This window comes from Neobacillus sp. NPDC093182, from assembly GCF_044754045.1.
Genome location: NZ_JBIVOI010000012.1, coordinates 95,378 through 114,186, shown reverse-complemented (window position 1 = coordinate 114,186; position 18,809 = coordinate 95,378). Strand labels below are relative to the sequence as shown.

Below are 18,809 nucleotides of genomic sequence, written 5' to 3'. Positions count from 1 at the left end.
TACCAAAGAATCCCTATCTTTGGTACTCTTTTTTCTGGGGTTAAATTCCATTTAAAATAAAAAATTACATATAGTAATAGAGAAAATTCTAGTTTATTATAGAGTGAAAAGTATGATTTCTTGGGTGGGAGTTCATTGTTTTTAATAGATTATATCGTAAATCTGTCCATTTTTTCACTCTTGGTTAGTACACCATTAGTAATACGTTCTTTCATTAATCATAAACCCCTAAAAAATTTCCGTCTGTGGGCAGGCTGTTATGGAGGAATTGTTGCCATTATTCTCATTATGCTGTCTATTCAGGAGCAGGGGTATACCTACGATATTCGCTATGCACCTGTGATTCTGGTATTTGCCTACTTAGGTCCAATCGCTGGAATTATTACAGGAGCATTTGGTTTACTGGCAAGACTGCTCTCAAGCGGTCATTGGGACACAGCTATTATCGGCTGGATATGTTTGATGTCAGGTTTCTCCCTTATGCATATGTATATAAAAAAACTTTCATCTATAAAAAGAACGGTTATTTTATCCGGGATTTATTTATTCATTTATTTTGTTACCGTTCCTGTTATTTTTAATGTATTTAGAGATAAACCATTCTTCCATCTTCAATATGTATTCTTTGTGATCTTAGGCGTAGTTATTGGGGTATTACTGATTGAATCCTACTTAAAGCTCTATAGACTGAACAATAGATTATCAGATATGTATAAGATGGTTGAGGAAAGTGAATCAAAGTACAGGCTGATTGCTGAAAATACATCCGACTTAATTATGGTCATGGATAAAGGTCATAATCTTACTTATTTCTCTCCATCTCATGAAATAGTTTTAGGCTATCAAGCCAATGAATTGGAAGCGGTTAAAATATGCAGGTTCATTCACCCTGATGATGTTGAGTTGTTTAAAAAAACCATTGACGGAATGTTTGAAAATAAAGAGTTGAAATCAATTGAATTTAGTCTCAACCATAAACAAGGTCAATGGATTGAATTTGAGTCCAGGTGCGTCCCTGTAGAGGGCGAAAATGGTGAAGTTGAACATATTGTGATTATCAGCCGTGATATTTCTGAGCGTAAAAAGGCAGAAGAAATTCTCTTGCAATCTGAGAAATTATCGATTGTCGGTGAGTTAGCAGCAGGAGTGGCCCATGAAATCCGTAATCCCCTTACCACGATTAAAGGCTTTATACAGCTTTATAAATGGGAAAACGGTGCTGATGAAATAAATGACCTGCTCCTAAGTGAACTTGGACGAATTGAAACGATCACCAGTGAAATGCTAACTTTAGGAAAACCCCAGGCTATACAACTTCATCGTACGAACTTAAGAGAATTGGTGGAGAATACTCTTGAGCTGCTTTCCCCGCAAGCGCATATGGGAAATATTGAATTTCAACTATATGTTGAGGAATCGCCATTTTTTATAATCGGAGAAAAGAATCAATTAAAACAGGTATTCCTAAATGTTCTAAAGAATGCAATAGAGGCCATGCCTGAAGGAGGAAATATTAGGATTAATCTTCAAAAAGGAGAAGATGGTCAATGTGTTCTTTCTTTTCAAGATGAAGGCTGTGGTATACCAGAAGAAATTTTGCCTCGTTTAGGTGAACCTTTTTATAGTTTAAAAGAAAAGGGAACCGGACTTGGATTAATGATTTGTAATAAAATTATTAAACAGCACCATGGAAGTATTACCTATCAAAGTAAAGCAAAACAGGGAACGTTAGTTGAAATAAAATTACCTTTGGCAGGTTAAAAAAGAGGAGCACTTTCCGGCAGGGAAGGTGTTCCTCTTTTTCAATTGTCCAGCTCCAGAGGGCTTCGCTATTTTGATGGCGTACCTCTTTCATATAGTGGAACTGAAATAATAAAGTTGATTCCGGAATTGCGGAAAATTTCCGGAATTCCGGAATCTTCAATTCTCGTTATTCCGTATTTCCGGAAAAAACAACAAATTATGTTGCTAGTTTTATGATGGTAACCAACTGGATAATAGTATTAAATAGTATGATAAGAAAGAATATTATTATTATTTAGAATTAAAAAAATAAAATTGGCATGGAACTTGCATTTATATAAGTGTTGGCATTGGATGAAAACGCTTACGATAAGGGGTATTTTGTTTGAGGCTTGCAAAATAAAAGGTTTAGGGGGATTTAAATGGATTTAATTGTTATTCTTTTGGCGCTTGGACTGCTAATGTTCGCCGCCTACCGTGGTTTTTCGGTTATTTTATTCGCTCCATTATGTGCAATTTTAGCTGTTTTATTTATTGATCCAAGTCAAGTTTTGCCGTTTTTCTCCGGTGTATTTATGGAAAAAATGGTCGGGTTCATCAAATCCTACTTCCCAGTATTTTTACTAGGTGCGATCTTTGGGAAGGTAGTTGAAATGTCAGGGATTGCCGAATCCATTGCGAAGACTATTGTTCGTATATTAGGTGCAAAGCGTGCCATGCTTACCATCGTTTTACTAGGAGCAATCTTAACATATAGCGGAGTAAGTTTATTCGTTGCCGTATTCGCTATTTATCCGTTTGCAGCTCAAATGTTTAGAGAAGCAAATATCCCTAAAAGACTTATTCCTGGAACCATTGCACTTGGTGCTTTCACATTCACCATGGATGCCCTACCAGGAACGCCACAAATTCAAAACGTTATTCCAATTGCTTTCTTTAAAACAGACATTTATGCGGCACCAATCCTTGGTATCATAGGTGCGATTTTCGTCTTAACTCTTGGCTTATTGTACTTGGAAATGAGAAGGAAAAAGGCAGAAAAAGCAGGAGAAGGCTATTATGGCTTCGGTGCTGAGAATGCCGCTGCGTTGGCAAAAGACTTAATTCAAGAAAAAGAAGAAGGAGCACCTGATTTAACTTCAAATCAATCTGTTTTAAGACAAGTTTTAGCATTCGTTCCACTTATTCTTGTAGGTGTTACCAATAAACTATTCATTACTTTTATACCGAAATGGTATCCAAATGGGTTTGATTTTAAAGCGATAGGTTTACCATACACAGTAGACGTCGCAGCTAGTGCTGCCATCTGGGCTATTGAAATGGCATTGGTTGTTGGAATCATCACATCTCTTCTATATGACTGGAAGCGGGTAACACATAAGTTTAAAGAAGGACTTAACCAAAGTATTGGCGGTTCACTACTTGCAACTATGAACACTAGTGTTGAATATGGTTTTGGCGGGGTTATTGCTGCTCTTCCAGGATTTGCAAAAATTAGTGATGGAATTTCAACGACTTTCTCCAATCCGCTTGTAAACGGTGCTGTTACAACTAGTGCACTTGCAGGTGTAACGGGTTCAGCATCTGGTGGTATGGGCATTGCGCTAGGGGCAATGGCTGATAAATACAATCAGGCCATTGCCGCAGCCAATATTCCACCTGAAGTTATGCACCGTGTTGTTGCGATGGCGTCAGGCGGTATGGATACACTTCCACACAATGGTGCGGTTATTACACTTTTAGCTGTAACAGGATTAACTCACAAACAGTCGTATCGTGATATTTTTGCGATTACGATTATTAAAACAGTAGCTGTTTTCTTCGTTATTGCCATCTATACTTTCTTAGGACTTGTATAAAAGGAAGTAACAGAGCATAGATTATTAAATTAGTAATTAGTTATTTTAGGAGGGTCAACATGTTAGTAGGAAAAGTAGCGTTTATTACTGGATCTGCAAGTGGAATAGGTTTAGAAATTGCTAAGACTTTTGCACAAGAGGGAGCAAAAGTGGTCATTTCTGATTTGAATAAAGAAAAAAGTGATTCGGTTGCAAATGAACTAAGAGAGCAAGGGTATGAAGCATTTTCTGCTCCTTGTGATGTCACGGACGAGGAGGCATTCAAGAATACGTTGGAATCGGCACATGGCAGATTTGGAAGAATTGATATTTTAGTGAATAATGCTGGTCTTCAGTACGTTTCACCAATTGAGGAATTCCCTACTGAAAAATTCGAATTTTTAATAAAGGTCATGCTCACGGCTCCGTTTATTGGGATTAAACATGTGTTCCCGATCATGAAACAACAGGGCTTTGGAAGAGTCATCAATATGGCATCGATTAACGGAGTAATTGGTTTTGCCGGTAAGGCAGCGTACAATAGTGCGAAGCACGGAGTGATTGGATTAACAAAGGTTGCGGCTTTAGAGGGCGCTCAACATGGAATCACTGTCAATGCATTATGCCCGGGTTATGTTGATACACCATTAGTTAGAAACCAGCTTAAAGACCTGTCTATCACAAGAAATGTTAGTCTTGAACGTGTCATTGATGATGTCCTTCTTACGCTTGTACCTCAAAAAAGGCTGTTAGCGGTATCTGAAATAGCCGATTACGCTGCTTTCTTGGCTAGTGACAAAGCACGAGGAGTTACAGGTCAGGCCGTTATTCTTGATGGCGGTTATACGGTTCAATAGAAAAGAGATCCTGCTCGGTTTACCGAACAGGATTCTTTTATTCTTTTTTGATGATTAACCAAGCCTCTTTGATATAATGAAGATAAAACTAATCTGCCAAGGTGAAAAGATATGAAACTAGGAACGGAAAAAATCCCACATCATTGGATTGAAGAAATTATTAATCTTGCAGGTGAACGGATTGTTGTTGTTGATCGTGAGGGTATTATTCTTTATATCAATGCAGCTTATTGTGAATTTCTTGGCACCACGGTTGAAAAAGCTATAGGAAAGCCTGCTCAAGATGTAATTGAGAACTCAAGGATGCATATCGTCGCGAAAACCGGACAAAAAGAGCTGGCCGCCGTGCAGCCCATTAACGGCAGTGAAATGATTGCAAACCGATATCCGCTTATCATTGATGGTGAATTAGTAGGAGCTGTCGGAACCGTCATGTTTCGCAATCCTGAGGATTGGTTATTATACAAAAATAAAATTCAGCATCTTGTTGAAGAAGTGAACTATTATAAAACAAAAGCTGAAAAAAATAGTAAAAGTAAATATTACTTCAGTGACCTAATTGGGAATAGTCCTAATTTCAAGGCAGTCAAAAAATTAGCTGAAAGAGTTTCTAGCAGTCAATCAGCGGTTTTATTACTTGGAGAATCGGGTACGGGTAAGGAATTATTTGCTTCTGCCATTCATAATAACAGCATGCGTGCACCTTTCCCTTTCGTGCCAATAAATTGTGCGTCTATTCCCGAACACTTACTTGAATCGGAATTGTTTGGTTATGATGAAGGTGCCTTTACTGGAGCTAAAAAGGGCGGTAAGAAGGGTCATTTTCAAATAGCCAATCGTGGGACGATTTTTCTCGATGAAATCGGTGATATGCCCCTCGCGATGCAAAGTAAGCTTTTGAGAGTTTTACAGGAGCGTGAAATACTGCCAGTCGGCAGTCAAAAATCAATTGCGGTAGATGTCCGCATTATTGCAGCTACACATCGGAATCTAGAGGAAATGGTAGAAGAAGGAACATTCCGTCAAGATTTATATTACCGGTTAAACGTAATTAAAATTGAAATCCCTCCACTTCGGGAGCGTAATGGCGATGTCGAGTTAATAGCGTACAATCTATTAGAAAAATTAGAAAGAAAATTCTATCGTAAAGGTATTAAACTATCTGCTAAAGTAGTAGAGAGACTGAATCAGCATAAGTGGCCAGGGAATATACGGGAACTCGAGAATGTTCTAGAAAGGTCTATCAATGTCTTAGACGGAGACACAATAGAAGTAGCACACCTGCCATTATATTTACGGGATCAGGAAACCGGCAGTAATCTTGAAAAATTGAATGAGAATGAGTTAGGAAAGGCAGCTGAAATACCTATCCAGCCATTGAAAGAAACACTTGCACAAGTGGAGAAACAAGCCATTCTAAATGCACTGTCGGTCACCAATGGAAATAAGCAGGAAGCGGCAAGGTTACTAGAAATAGGCAAAACAAGATTTTACGAGAAATGCAGAATACATGATATTAATTGATATTAGGGCAGTTTCCTACTTAGGAGGCTGCTTTTTTTTAGAGGTAAAGTAACTAAAAAAAGTAAAGATGTAAAGAATTTCGCAAAAGAGGTCAAAAAAGTGTTTAAACAAATCAAATTTTTTTTATTAAACTATAAGAAATGTTGAAAGTGAATTTAAAAGGGGGAGAATACAAGGTATGGAATCATCAGTATGGATGGGGAGATTCCACGGAATTTGCCAATGGATTACTCGACTTGCCTATATTAATCTTCTATGGCTGCTATTTATGGGGCTTGGTTTGTTTGTTTTTGGGGCTGCCCCTTCCACAGTAACCATGTTCACAATCATTCGTAAATGGTTAAAAGGAGAAACGGAATTACCAGTATTCTCATTCTTCATGGCAACATATAAAAAAGAGTTCTGGAAGGCAAATCAGCTGGGATTTATCTTGCTGGGAATTAGTATTGTTTTATTCTTAGATTGGCGTCTAATCAGCTCAATACAAGGATCTTTATATCCCATTTTAATAGGTTGTTTAATAGGTGCTGCTTTTCTATTTATGACTGTAATGTTATTTATTTTTCCGGTTTATGTTCAATATGAATATAAAACGCTGCAATATATTGAAGCAGCCTTTTTGCTCGGAATTTCCTATCCACTATACACAATGGTCATGATTTCAGCAGCGATTTGTGTTTTTGTTATCAGTATTTTCTTCCATGGCATCGGACTTCTTTTTTTCGGAAGCGGTTTAAGTTATGTACTAATGTATATTTCTAATTTATTATTTAGTAAAATAGCCAAGGATTTTAATGTAGTAGTCAAAAAAGTATTATAATGAGTAAATTTATTGGTATTAGTTATAAATTTGAATTTGTTAAACTTTCAGTGTAAGGGTTTTCAGATAATTGATAGTTAAAACATTGAGGGGGAAAAGGAATGAAGAGAAAGATTTGGTCGTTATTAATCTTTACTATGTTATTTTGTTTAGTCCTAGCTGGCTGTTCCGGCGGCGGAAGTGAGGAGAAAACATCGTCAGAACCAAAAAAGGACGAAAAAGTTACCATCAAATTCCACACTCATGGAAATGAAGCTTCCTACAACTGGAAAAGCACTATCGCAGCATTTGAAGAAAAGTACCCTAACATCAAAGTAGAATTAGTCATCCTCAGTGAAAAGGGAGATACACAGGAATCACTTAAAAAGCTAGACTTAGCAGCAGCTTCTGGAGAACAATTAGACGTACTTATGTTCAGTGATCCAGCAAGTTATGCACAGCGTGTAAGCATGGGAATGGTTGCACCAATTGATGAGTTTATTAAATTCAAGGTTACGGAAGAATATAAAGTTGATACACAGATTGATGGAAAGTATTATGCACTGCCAGGTAAGTTTAATCCATGGTACGTTCTTCTTAATAAGAACCATTTAACTGAAGCTGGTCTTGAGGTGCCAAAAGAATGGACATGGGATGAATTCGCAGAATATGCAAAGGCTATGACAACAAAAGATCATTATGGAACTTACTTCCACGGACCACAAGGCGGCGGCTGGATGGAGTTTATGAAGCTTGCACTTGCTAGTGAAGCGGATAACACTGAATTTACGACTGCCGATGGTAAATCAAATCTAGACAATCCGTTATTCAAGAAGACTCTTGAACTAAGAGTACAAATGGAAAAAGAAGACAAGTCTTCTGTTCCATACACAGATATCTTATCTCAAAAACTTCATTACCGTAACCAGTTCTTCGGTCAAGATGCAAGTTCAATTCTTATCGGAAGCTGGATGAATACTGAACTTGGCGGTACTGACCAGTTCCCATTAGAATTTGATGTGGCAGTTGCTCCATATCCAAAAAATAAAAGCGGCGATGAGGGCGGTTATACACCAGTAACCACAGACTTTATGTCAGTTGCAAACACGTCAGAGAATAAAGAAGCTGCATATACATTCATTCGCTGGTACACAACAGAAGGGCAAATTGTTCAAGGGAAGAATATTCCTTCATGGAATAAAGTAAGTGATAGTGAATTAACAAATATTATTGACAAGATTCTGAGTGGAACAAAAAATCCTGAGAAGGTTGATAAAGATTCTCTAGTAAATGTTTTAACCAATGCAAAATCATCAAAAATCATTTCACCAGTTTCGTATCAGTCTGAGCTTTATAAAGTAATAAATGAGGAATACGAAAAGCTAATCTTTGGTGAGCAGGATATCGATGCAACAATTAAGGCCTCTCAAGAAAGATTCCAGGAAGTTATTGACAGCAACAAATAGTATGGACATTATGACAGAATAATAGAATAATGGAAAGAAAAGGGGTTGTAAATGCTTACAACCCCATCTTTCTATTAGAAGGGTGGTCTGCATATGAAAGAGGGTAAACAGCGTATGCTGGCGCCCCATTCTTTTCGTTTTAAAGTTATTTTCATTTCTATTATTTGCTTAATTATTCCCGCTACGATTTCCTTATCTATCTATAACTATTTAACAAAAGATACGTTGAAGGAACAGGCGCTTACAAATGCATACAGAGAGCTTACGATAGCCAATGAATATGTCGAGAAGTTATTAGAAGATATGCTTTATATTACCAACTTTGTTCAGCTAGATGCAGAAATGAATACCATTTTAAAGGAAAAAGCGCAAAGTAAGACTGTAACTAACACTGATTATGAACAATACATGGATGATAGTAAAATCAATAAAACCATTGAAAATATCACGCTAGTAGGAGAGAAATCGTATGTAACCATTCTTCTAAAGAATGGTAAATCATATAAAAATTACGCTACCTATGATTTTGACCCCAGCCAATTAGTTCGTGAAGACTGGTTTAAGAAGTTAAATACATTACAAGGATATGAATCTATTTGGATTGAAAGCAAGCCAACCGTGTTTAGGTCGGATAAAAGGAATAATCCTTATCAAATATCCGTGGCAAGAACGTTAAGAGATCAGAATCAGGATATCTATGGATATGTAATTGTTACAATTATGGAAAATAAGATTAACCAAATCTTTGAGAATATGAAGGGACATGAAGAGATGATGATTTTAAATTCATCCAATAAAATCCTTTCACACCGTGATCATGAAGAAATTGGTGGAACTTTCCAATATAGTGACCAGCTAAAAAAGAATAATTCTTCCAATATTTTTGAGGTATCGAATAAGGATTACTTGATTGCTGAACACGATATTTCATTTACGGGATGGAAGCTTGTATCCCTCGTTCCCTATAAGCAGGCTGTAAACCAAATTAATTCAATATTTAGTAAAGTCTTTACCGTACAGATTGTTTCATTTACCATGTTTCTTATTCTAATGGCCTCTCTATTGAGAACCATTACGAAACCACTTGTCCATTTAGGAAAAATAGCAGAGGCAGTTAAACGCGGAAATCTAGCGATTCGTTCCCGCCTTCGGAGCAGGGATGAGGTGGGAAGGCTATCTGAATCTTTCGACCTTATGCTTGACCGCGTAAATGAAATGATCAAGGAAATTACACATACACAGGAAAGAAAACGAAAAGCAGAACTTGATATGCTGCAGGCACAAATAAATCCACATTTCCTTTTCAATGTCCTCAATTCTATTCGCATGAAGGTATTAGTAAAAGGTGACCAGGAAAGTGCAAATATGATCAGTTCCTTGTCGAAATTATTGAGAATGACCATCGATAAAAACAAAGAAATCATTAGCTTTCGTGAAGAAGTCCAAATTGTCTTAGATTATATTAACATCATGAATATGAGGCAAAAAGAACAAGTAAAGGTTGAAATTTCTGTTCACGAAGAAGCGTATACGCTTCAAATTCCGCGCTTTATCCTGCAGCCCATTATCGAGAATTCCATTATCCACGGTCTCAATCAAAGTGCCGGAACCATCGTGCTAAGAACGGAATTAAGGGACAATCAACTGGTTATTATGATTGAAGATAATGGTCAGGGGATGGACGAGGCTGCATTAAGTCAATTAAAAAGAAAGCTAGGGCAATCCATTGGTACGGAGGATAACCATCAAACAAATAACAAAGGATTTTCCTCTTTAGGGTTATCCAATGTGTATGAACGAATGTTTATAACCTTTGGAGGCGCTTTTAGAATGGATATAAAGAGTTTGCCCGGTGAAGGCACAAAGGTGATATTGACGATTCAAAAAGGGGGCAATATTTCTGATGTACAAAGTAATGCTAGTTGACGATGATTATCCAGTAATACAGCTGTTATCTGAGACGATAGAGTGGGAACAGCTCGGTGTATCACTTCAAAGTACACACGAGAATGGTGCCAGTGCCTTTGAAAAAGCGATGAGTGAAATGCCTGATATTTTAATAACGGATATTGGAATGCCTAAAATGAATGGGATTGAACTAACAAAAAGATTAAAAGACAAAAACCCAAATCTAAAGGTTGCTATATTATCCTGCCATGCTGATTTTGCATTTGCACAGCAGGCATTAAAACTACAAGTCCAGGACTACTTAATCAAAGACACCTTTGATCCTGCTGATTTTCGTATATTAATCAAGAAATTTAAGGATACACTGGATGAACAGAATAATAAACTGAACAAGCACCTTCAAATCCAGAATTTGTTTATACAAAACAAAGAAAGTGTAAAAGAAAGGTTCATTAAGAAAACGATTGAACAACCAGATATTAATGAGGATAATTGGCTTCCAGAGGCCAAGTCGTTAGGTCTTCACCTAGACCAAAGCGCATATATAGGCTCATTGGGTATGATTCATAATTACGGTATAGTAAAAGAGTTATATTTATCAGAGGATACGTTGAACTTTGCGATTAATAATGTCGTGGCAGAGGAAATAGAGCGATGCTATCCAGGTGCAGTCCATTTTCAACATGGAGTAAAGGAACTATTTGTCTTTTTCCCTTCATCCTTAATTTTAAAAAGAAGTGCTCTTACGGAAGTGATTGAAAGCATGAAAAGGATTCAACACGCATTAAAACGCTCATTAAACATCTCACTTTCTTTTATAACCGGTGATGGCTGTACGAATTTACCAGAGGTTAAGCAAGAATTATTACAATTAATTAATTGCAGCCATCAGAGTTTTTATCTGAAGCCAGGCTCAATCGTTGAACGGAAGGAACCTCAGGAAACACCAACGGAAGATCTGTTTTCTAGGTACGATGAGGCTGCTGCAGAAATGAGGGAACTCATTATGCTTAGAGACGAAGCAAGAATCACGGAGTACGTTAGTAAATGGGTGAATTTTCTGGAGGATAAACAATTCGCCCCAGAGTTAGTAAAGGATTGGGTGTTAAAATTATTACTAGATTTAAGGGTAAAGCTTCATGCCTTACAATTATTTCGTTCACAGCAAAATGTTGAATACATGCATAATGAGATATTTGAGATCCAATTTTTAGATGAATTGAAAACGTGGCTGCTAATTTACTTTAAGTCGATTCTAACTTTTGTTAAAGAGGTATATGAGCAGACAAAACGAAAAGAAATTTTAGACGCTTTTAAATATGTTACGATGAATATTGAAAAGAAAATCACCCTCGATGAGGTTTCAAGCCACTTATATTTAAACCCAAGCTATTTCAGCCGCTTGTTTAAAAAAGAAGTGGGTGAGACGTTTGTAGAATACGTAACAAAAATGAAGATTAATCGGGCAAAAGAACTGCTCGAACAAACTACAGACTCAGTAGGGAAAATTTGTGAACGGCTAGGGTACGATAACCAGAGCTACTTTATCAAGATATTTAAAAACTACGTCGGAGTTACACCTATCGAATATCGAGGAGGCAAGGCGTAGGTATTCATAATAGATGAATAGATTTATCAAGTCCAGTCCATTGTGGTACTGGGCTTTTTATTTGTTGGCTGTGTTAAACCTAACTTTATTTTTGCACTCTGTTGATTGGAGCGGAAGGCGCTTGACTCCTCGGGATGAACGAGCTGAGTGAGACCCCGCAGGAGCGTAGCGACGAGGAGGCTCACGGGCGAGCCCGCGGAAAGCATAGCGCCTGGAGCTCCAATCAACAGACTTAATAACACAGCCGCTTTTAAGAAGTCAAAATTGTAGTTATATAGAGCAAAATACCGTTAAAAGGGAAATCTATTATTATTTTATAATAAAAATATACTAAAAATTGAGGTGAATCAAATGAGTGCGAAAACAGAACTCACCACACCCGTAAAGGTTGTAGAAAAAGAAGAAAAAATCGCCAAGGAAAAAAGTGAAAATTTAGCAGGTATTTTATTTGTATCCCCCATGCTCATAGGTGTTTCAGTCCTTGTTTTACTCCCCATTTTTGCAACATTTGCTTTAAGTTTCGCAGATTGGAGCTTCATTACCCCCCTTTCACAGCTAAAGTGGGTAGGTTTTGATAACTTCACTAGGTTATTTGAAGATACTGTTTTCTTAAAGTCACTTCGAAATAATGCCATTTTCGTCCTAACAGTACCAATATGTATGGCAATCTCATTATTGATAGCGGTAACAATTGACAGAAATGTATATTTAAAAGGATTCTTTAAAGTAGCATTTTTCATGCCGTATATCTCAAGTGTCGTTGCGATTGCGGTTGTCTGGCAAGTGCTGTTTCATCCATCACAAGGTCCAATCAACCAAGTGTTAATGTCGTTAGGAATTGAAAACCCGCCATTGTGGATTGCAGATCCTAACTTCGCACTTATTTCAATCATGATTATCCAAATTTGGATTTCAATTGGCTTTAACATGATCATCTATTTAGCAGGTCTACAATCGATTCCAAGAGATTTATATGAAGCAGCTGATATTGATGGGGCGAATGCATGGGTAAAGTTTAGACATATTACGCTGCCGATGATTTCACCGACGTCCTTCTTCTTATTTATCACTGGTATTATTTCTACCTTTAAGGTGTTTGACTTGATTGCTGTATTAACAAAGGGTGGACCAATGAATTCCACTTCCATGATTGTTTGGAACTTATATGATACCGCATTCGTGAATCTGAAGATTGGCTATGCTTCAGCCATGGCGGTCGTCCTATTTATCGTCGTATTCGGAATTACTGTTTTCCAATGGATCGGACAGAAAAAATGGGTGAATTATTAAGGAGGGAAAACAATGGCAAATTCATTAGTCATTAGAAAAAGTATTATAACCATTATTATGCTCGTCTGCAGCGTGCTGTTCCTTTTGCCGTTTGTATGGATGCTTTCAACATCTTTTAAAATTGAAGCAGATGTTTTTAAATTCCCTATCCAATGGATTCCAGAAAGATGGAATGGTTTTAAAAACTATCAAGAAGTATGGTTTGGGGACTATCCGTTCTACGTTTACTACTGGAATACCATTAAAGTAACCGTTATCACGACATGTGTTTCCGTTGTAGTTTCAGCTCTTGCTGCCTATGGTTTTTCTAAAGTAAAGTTTCCATTCGGTAAATTCCTTTTTATGATCGTTTTAGCAACTTATATGGTTCCGCCACAGGCGATTCTCGTTCCACAGTTCATTTTATTCCGTAAAATTGGTTTATTTGACAGCCACTTCGGACTAATCCTGCTTGGAAGCTTTAGTGTATTAGGTACGTTTATGTTAAGACAATTTTTTATGAGCATTCATAATGATTATATTGAAGCAGCAAAAATTGATGGTGCCGGTCACTGGAGAATCTTTTGGTCAATTGCACTGCCAATTGTAAAACCTGCCATTGCGACTTATGGTATTCTTCGTTTCATTTGGACTTGGAACGACTATCAAAATCCACTTATTTTCTTACGTACGGATAGTTTATTAACGATACAAATAGCTATGCAGAAATTCACGACCATTAATGGTGAGTTCTACTCCTTAATTATGGCTGCTGCCGTATCTGCAATTCTTCCTTTAGTCATTGTCTTTATTATCGGGCAAAAACAGGTAATTGAAGGGATTGCATTAGGAGGAGTAAAAGGTTAAGGAGGTCGACATCGTTGATTTCAACTGATTTAAAAAAATTGCTGGTTTCAGAGTCTCCGCTATTATTTTCATCAACACAAGAAAAAGCAGAATGGTGGAGAATCGCTAGACATAAGCCAGAATTTAAACTCCTTTTTGATGAAGTCAGGGAAGAGGGAAACCGGCTATTACAGGAAGAGGAGCAAGAGTTGACCTATTCCCTGTTCAGATTATTTGCTGAAAATGGGTCCAGAATTGAATTCGAAAAAGTCTATTTCCAAAAGAGAAGACGCCTTACTACCTTTGCCATCATGGTTTTGCTAGAACCAGAGAATAAGGAGTATGTGACGGCACTGGAAAATACGATTTGGACCATATGCAATGAGTATTCTTGGTGCCTGCCTGCCCATTTAAAAAATAGCTCGGAAACATCCGCGACAATCATTTGTTCACTGGATAGACCAAATGAGGAAAATTATACGATTGATTTATTTTCAGCGGAAACGGCTTTTTCCCTAGCAGAGATTCTCATGCTGACAGAAGACGTTTTGGATCCATTAATAGGTAAGCGTATTTACATGGAAGTGTTTAAACGGGTTTTTTACCCATTTAAAACGTCAAGTTATGAATGGGAAACACAGGAACATAATTGGGCGGCTGTATGTGCAGGATCGATTGGAGCGGCAGCGCTCCACTTAATCCAAGACCCAGGAGAGCTTACTGCTATTTTAGAAAAAGTACTGCCAGCTTTGCAGTGTTATTTAAACGGCTTTAGCGATGATGGTGTTTGCCGTGAAGGCTATGGTTATTGGCAATATGGTTTTGGTTATTACGTCTATTTTGCGGATTTAGTAAAAAAGAAAAGTGATGGAAAACTTGATTTATTTAAAGGTGAAAAGGTTCACCAAATCGCTTTGTTCCAACAAAGATGTTTTATGAATGAAAATATAGTGGTTAACTTTTCGGACGCGAATCCAACTGCTTCTGTTTTTCTAGGTTTAAGTCATTATTTAAGCAAGGTTTACGCTGACTTTGAAATCCCGGAAAGAAAGCTTCGTGCTAAATTCACAGAAGACCATTGCAGCAGATGGGCACCCGCAATCCGAAATCTTATCTGGTTTGATGAAACACTTCCGGATCAGCCCTGGAGTCAGGTGAGCAGCTTTTTCAAGGATTCACAATGGTTTATTTCAAGACACCAAACAGTATCTGGCCATTTTTCCTTCGCGGCAAAAGGCGGAAATAACAACGAACCTCATAACCATAACGATATTGGCCATTTTATCCTGCAAGGAAACAATGAAGTGTTTTTTAAGGATTTAGGCTGTGGTTTATACAATAAAGATTATTTTAGTGAGAAACGTTATACATTTCTATGTAATGGTTCACAAGGACATTCAGTTCCTATTATCAATCATCAATTTCAGGATGAAGGATCATCACGGCATGCGAGAATTCTTCATGTTGATGTCGGCAAAAAAGTGGAAACCTTTGAATTAGATATAGCAAAGGCTTATGAACTAGAGACCCTCGATGGATTAATTCGAAAGTTTACATGGGTAAAAGAGGATTTGCCTAAGTTGATTCTAGAAGATAGCTATTCTTTTACGGAACAGCCCGTATCCATTATCGAAAGGCTGGTTATTCCTTCTTTAGGGATTACGGAAGAAGATGATGAAGTGATCCTAGAAGGGGAACAGCGGTTAAGAATCCTATATGATCGCAGACTTCTTTACTTGGAAGTAACAAAGTTAAATTTTATCAATCATTTCGGGAATATGGAAGAAAACTATGCGGTCGACTTTACCGTATTAAACCCCGTAAAAGAATGTAATGTTCAATTAATATTCCAATTTGAATAGGAAGGGTGAAGATTATGACAGGACAACCGCAATGGGTAAGGGAAGCCTGGCAGAAAGTGAATCAAAAAATAGATAAAACTAGCAAAAGGATAGGGGCTAATTTCCCTCATGCAAGCGAAAACGGTCAATATGTTCTTGCAGAACCGTTTTGGTGGACCGCCGGTTTTTGGCCAGGATTACTGTGGCTTTTGTATCGAGATCAGAAAAATGAAGAATTGAAGCAGATTGCAGAAGAGTGTGAAGCAAAGCTCGACGCTGTTCAGCATGATTATTATCGTTTAGACCATGATATGGGCTTTATGTGGACACTGACAAGCGTTGCTCGGTATAAACTCCTGGGAGAAGAGAATTCTAAACGACGTGCATTGCTTGCAGCGAATCTCTTAATGGGCCGCTTTAATGTCAATGGTAACTATATACGTGCTTGGAATCCTTGGACTGAAGGGGAGGACAACAGTGGTGTGGCAATCATCGACTGCTTGATGAACCTGCCGCTATTATATTGGGCATCTGAAGAAACCGGTGATCCAAGGTTCAAGGGTGTTGCCCGAAAACATGCAGATACAGTCTTAAACCATTTTGTACGAAGTGATGGAGCCGTCCATCATATTGTCCGATTTGATCCTGAAAGTGGTGAAAGGGTTGAAGCATTGGGCGGACAGGGGTATGCTCCTGATTCAGCATGGTCTAGAGGAAATGCCTGGGCGATTTATGGTTTAGCCTTGAGCTATCACTATACCAGAGATGTTAAATACTTAGAAAGTGCTAAAAGAGTTGCGCATTTCTTTATCTCCCATTTACCAGAAGATTTTGTTCCAGCTTGGGATTTCCTCCTGCCGGCTGGTGTTGATTCCCCTAGAGATTCTTCTGCAGGAGCGATTGCAGCTTGCGGGCTTCTGCTATTAGCAGATAAAGTGAGTTCAACAGAATCACCTCTTTATCAAAGAGCTGGGGAGAGAATTCTCGAATCGTTATACAAGAATTATGGTGATTGGGAAGGGTCGGAAGAGGGATTGGTTCTACAAGGAACGAGCCATTTCCCAGAACAAAAATTTATGAATAACCCGTTGATATATGGCGATTATTACTTTGTTGAAGGTCTTGCTAGATTAAAAGGTTACAAGGAATTATTTTGGTAAAGGCAGGTGTCGTTGAATGCTGAAGCTCGATTTACCAATTCAGAAAAATCCGATGCAGTCTCGAGAGGATTTGGCAGAAGCAGTAAAGCAAATCGTTAATCCTTTGCAGCCGTATTATAGCAAGGGAAAGGCTAAGCTTGAACTAGGAAGCACAGGCACAAGTTATTCTGATGACATTGCTGGCCTGGAAGGATTCTCTCGGGTGCTTTGGGGGCTTGTCCCAATGCTTGCAGGCGGGGACAGCTCGGAAGTTTGGGAATTGTGTCTGCAAGGAATTAAGAACGGTACTAATCCTACTCACGATGAATATTGGGGAGTTATTTCAAACTTTGATCAGCGTGCCGTTGAGATGGCGGCATTTGGTTATGCTCTGGCGTTAACTCCAGAAAGAATTTGGGAACCACTTAATAACCAGGAGAAAGATAACCTATTTACCTGGCTGAATCAAATCAATCAAATTAATGTTTATGATTGTAATTGGCTGTTTTTCCCGGTAATAGTTAACCTCGGATTTAAATCCGTGGGATTACCTTATGATCAGGAAAAGGTAGAAAAGAATCTTGAGCGAATTGATGAGTTTTATTTAGAGGAAGGCTGGTATGCTGACGGACTTAATGCACACTGTGACTATTATGTTCCCTTTGCCATCCATTTTTACAGCTTGCTCTATGCAAAACTAATGGATAAAGAAGACCCTGAAAGAGCGATGAAGTATAAACATAGGGCTGTCACGTTTGCAAAGGATTTTATCTATTGGTTTGCTAGTGATGGCTCCGCCCTCCCTTATGGCAGAAGTTTAGCTTATAGATTTTCACAATCAGCTTTTTGGAGTGCGCTCGTATATGCTGGAGTTGAGCCGTTTTCTTTAGGAGAGATGAAGGGGCTCATTTTAAGGAACCTTCGCTGGTGGTTCAAAAAGCCAATTTTCGACGCCAATGGACTGCTGACAATCGGTTATTGTTATCCGAGTTTGGTTATGGCGGAAAACTATAATGCACCAGGTTCGCCTTATTGGTCACTTAAGACCTTTTTAATATTAGCACTCCCTGAGGAACATCCATTTTGGCAGGCAGAGGAAAAGCCGCTTCCTGTTTTAAAGGAAAAAGTAGTTCAAAAATCTCCGCGTTTTATTTTATGCAGACAAGAAGAATTAGGTCATACGCTAGCATTTAACGCTGGGTATAAGCACACAAATGAACATCCTCACGCAGCCGCCAAATATGAAAAATTTGTTTACTCAAACCTGTTTGGATTTAGTGTGCAGAAAGCAGAATGGGGTCTTTCACAAGGTGCGTTTGATTCAATGTTAGCTGTAAGTGAAGGTGACAATATTTATAGAGGTAAGAGAACCTGTGTGGACTATACAGTTTCTGAAAATGTCGTTTATACCAAATGGAAGCCATTTTGTGATGTTGAAATTAAAACATGGCTTGTAGCGGGGGCGCCGTGGCATATTCGTATTCATTGTATCGAAACTAGCAGAAGCCTAGATTATGCAGACGGTGGATTTGCGCTAGGTCTTGCAACAAGGAATATAAAGGTCAAACGGAAGAAGTTAGTCTGAACAAGCAAGAGAGTTTCGCAAGATTACCTTGGGGTGCTAGCGGCATCCGAAGTATTTATGGCAATGGCCAGCCGGATGTGGTCTACCCAAATGCAAACACCAATCTCTTAAACCCAAGGACGGTTATCCCGACAGTCAAAGGAAGCTTAAAACCCGGCACGCACTGGCTTGTAAATGCTGTGTTTGGGATACCTGGAAGTGAACAGGATTTAAGTCTCTGGGATATGATACCCCAAGTCGAGTTTGTCGAAGATGAGATTATTATCAGGCAAGGTACAGAAACAGTGGTCATTCAAAAAGAAGCAGTTACCACTTAAGGACCCAAATTTTTTTAATGGATATCCGATAATAGACACCATAATTGTTAAATGAATTGTGGTGTCTA

The 18,809-nt window shown here is 38.2% G+C and carries 14 protein-coding genes; all 14 read left to right on the top strand.

Going from position 1 to position 18,809, the window contains the following annotated elements:
- The first annotated feature begins 135 nt into the window (after positions 1–135).
- Positions 136–1,761: an ATP-binding protein gene (locus ACIQAA_RS21110; protein WP_402623240.1), complete on the top strand. Its 1,626-nt coding sequence runs from the start codon at positions 136–138 to the stop codon at positions 1,759–1,761.
- 404 nt (positions 1,762–2,165) lie between these two features.
- Positions 2,166–3,602, top strand: a complete 1,437-nt coding sequence (locus ACIQAA_RS21105; RefSeq protein WP_402623238.1) for a GntP family permease — start codon at positions 2,166–2,168, stop codon at positions 3,600–3,602.
- 59 nt (positions 3,603–3,661) lie between these two features.
- The gene (locus ACIQAA_RS21100; protein ID WP_402623235.1) at positions 3,662–4,438 is read left to right on the top strand and encodes a 3-hydroxybutyrate dehydrogenase; all 777 of its coding nucleotides are present in this window, start codon (positions 3,662–3,664) and stop codon (positions 4,436–4,438) included.
- Between the two features lie 111 nt (positions 4,439–4,549).
- Positions 4,550–5,962, top strand: a complete 1,413-nt coding sequence (locus ACIQAA_RS21095; RefSeq protein WP_402623233.1) for a sigma-54 interaction domain-containing protein — start codon at positions 4,550–4,552, stop codon at positions 5,960–5,962.
- A 178-nt stretch (positions 5,963–6,140) separates the two neighbouring features.
- Entirely contained in the window at positions 6,141–6,782 is a 642-nt protein-coding gene (locus ACIQAA_RS21090) for a YesL family protein (protein ID WP_402623230.1), read from the top strand.
- A gap of 101 nt (positions 6,783–6,883) precedes the next feature.
- Positions 6,884–8,227: an ABC transporter substrate-binding protein gene (locus ACIQAA_RS21085; protein WP_402623228.1), complete on the top strand. Its 1,344-nt coding sequence runs from the start codon at positions 6,884–6,886 to the stop codon at positions 8,225–8,227.
- A 93-nt stretch (positions 8,228–8,320) separates the two neighbouring features.
- Positions 8,321–10,153 (top strand): sensor histidine kinase, encoded by a 1,833-nt coding sequence (locus ACIQAA_RS21080; RefSeq protein ID WP_402623225.1) that lies wholly within the window; start codon positions 8,321–8,323, stop codon positions 10,151–10,153.
- Positions 10,131–11,744, top strand: coding sequence for a response regulator transcription factor (locus ACIQAA_RS21075; RefSeq protein WP_402623224.1), 1,614 nt, complete (start codon positions 10,131–10,133; stop codon positions 11,742–11,744). Before ACIQAA_RS21080 ends, ACIQAA_RS21075 begins: the two co-directional genes overlap by 23 nt.
- Positions 11,745–12,095: 351 nt before the next feature.
- Positions 12,096–13,034 (top strand): carbohydrate ABC transporter permease, encoded by a 939-nt coding sequence (locus ACIQAA_RS21070; protein WP_402623222.1) that lies wholly within the window; start codon positions 12,096–12,098, stop codon positions 13,032–13,034.
- Positions 13,035–13,046: 12 nt separating this feature from the next.
- Positions 13,047–13,880: a carbohydrate ABC transporter permease gene (locus ACIQAA_RS21065; RefSeq protein WP_402623219.1), complete on the top strand. Its 834-nt coding sequence runs from the start codon at positions 13,047–13,049 to the stop codon at positions 13,878–13,880.
- A gap of 14 nt (positions 13,881–13,894) precedes the next feature.
- Positions 13,895–15,721: a heparinase II/III family protein gene (locus tag ACIQAA_RS21060; protein ID WP_402623216.1), complete on the top strand. Its 1,827-nt coding sequence runs from the start codon at positions 13,895–13,897 to the stop codon at positions 15,719–15,721.
- A 14-nt stretch (positions 15,722–15,735) separates the two neighbouring features.
- On the top strand, positions 15,736–16,860 hold the full coding sequence (locus ACIQAA_RS21055; RefSeq protein ID WP_402623213.1) for a glycoside hydrolase family 88 protein: 1,125 nt from the start codon (positions 15,736–15,738) through the stop codon (positions 16,858–16,860).
- A gap of 16 nt (positions 16,861–16,876) precedes the next feature.
- Positions 16,877–18,424 carry a DUF2264 domain-containing protein gene (locus tag ACIQAA_RS21050; RefSeq protein WP_402623210.1) on the top strand — a complete coding sequence of 516 codons (1,548 nt, stop codon included), beginning with the start codon at positions 16,877–16,879 and terminating at the stop codon, positions 18,422–18,424.
- Positions 18,367–18,741: a DUF2264 C-terminal domain-containing protein gene (locus tag ACIQAA_RS21045; RefSeq protein WP_402623547.1), complete on the top strand. Its 375-nt coding sequence runs from the start codon at positions 18,367–18,369 to the stop codon at positions 18,739–18,741. The genes ACIQAA_RS21050 and ACIQAA_RS21045 overlap by 58 nt, the downstream gene beginning before the upstream one ends.
- Positions 18,742–18,809: the final 68 nt, after the last annotated feature.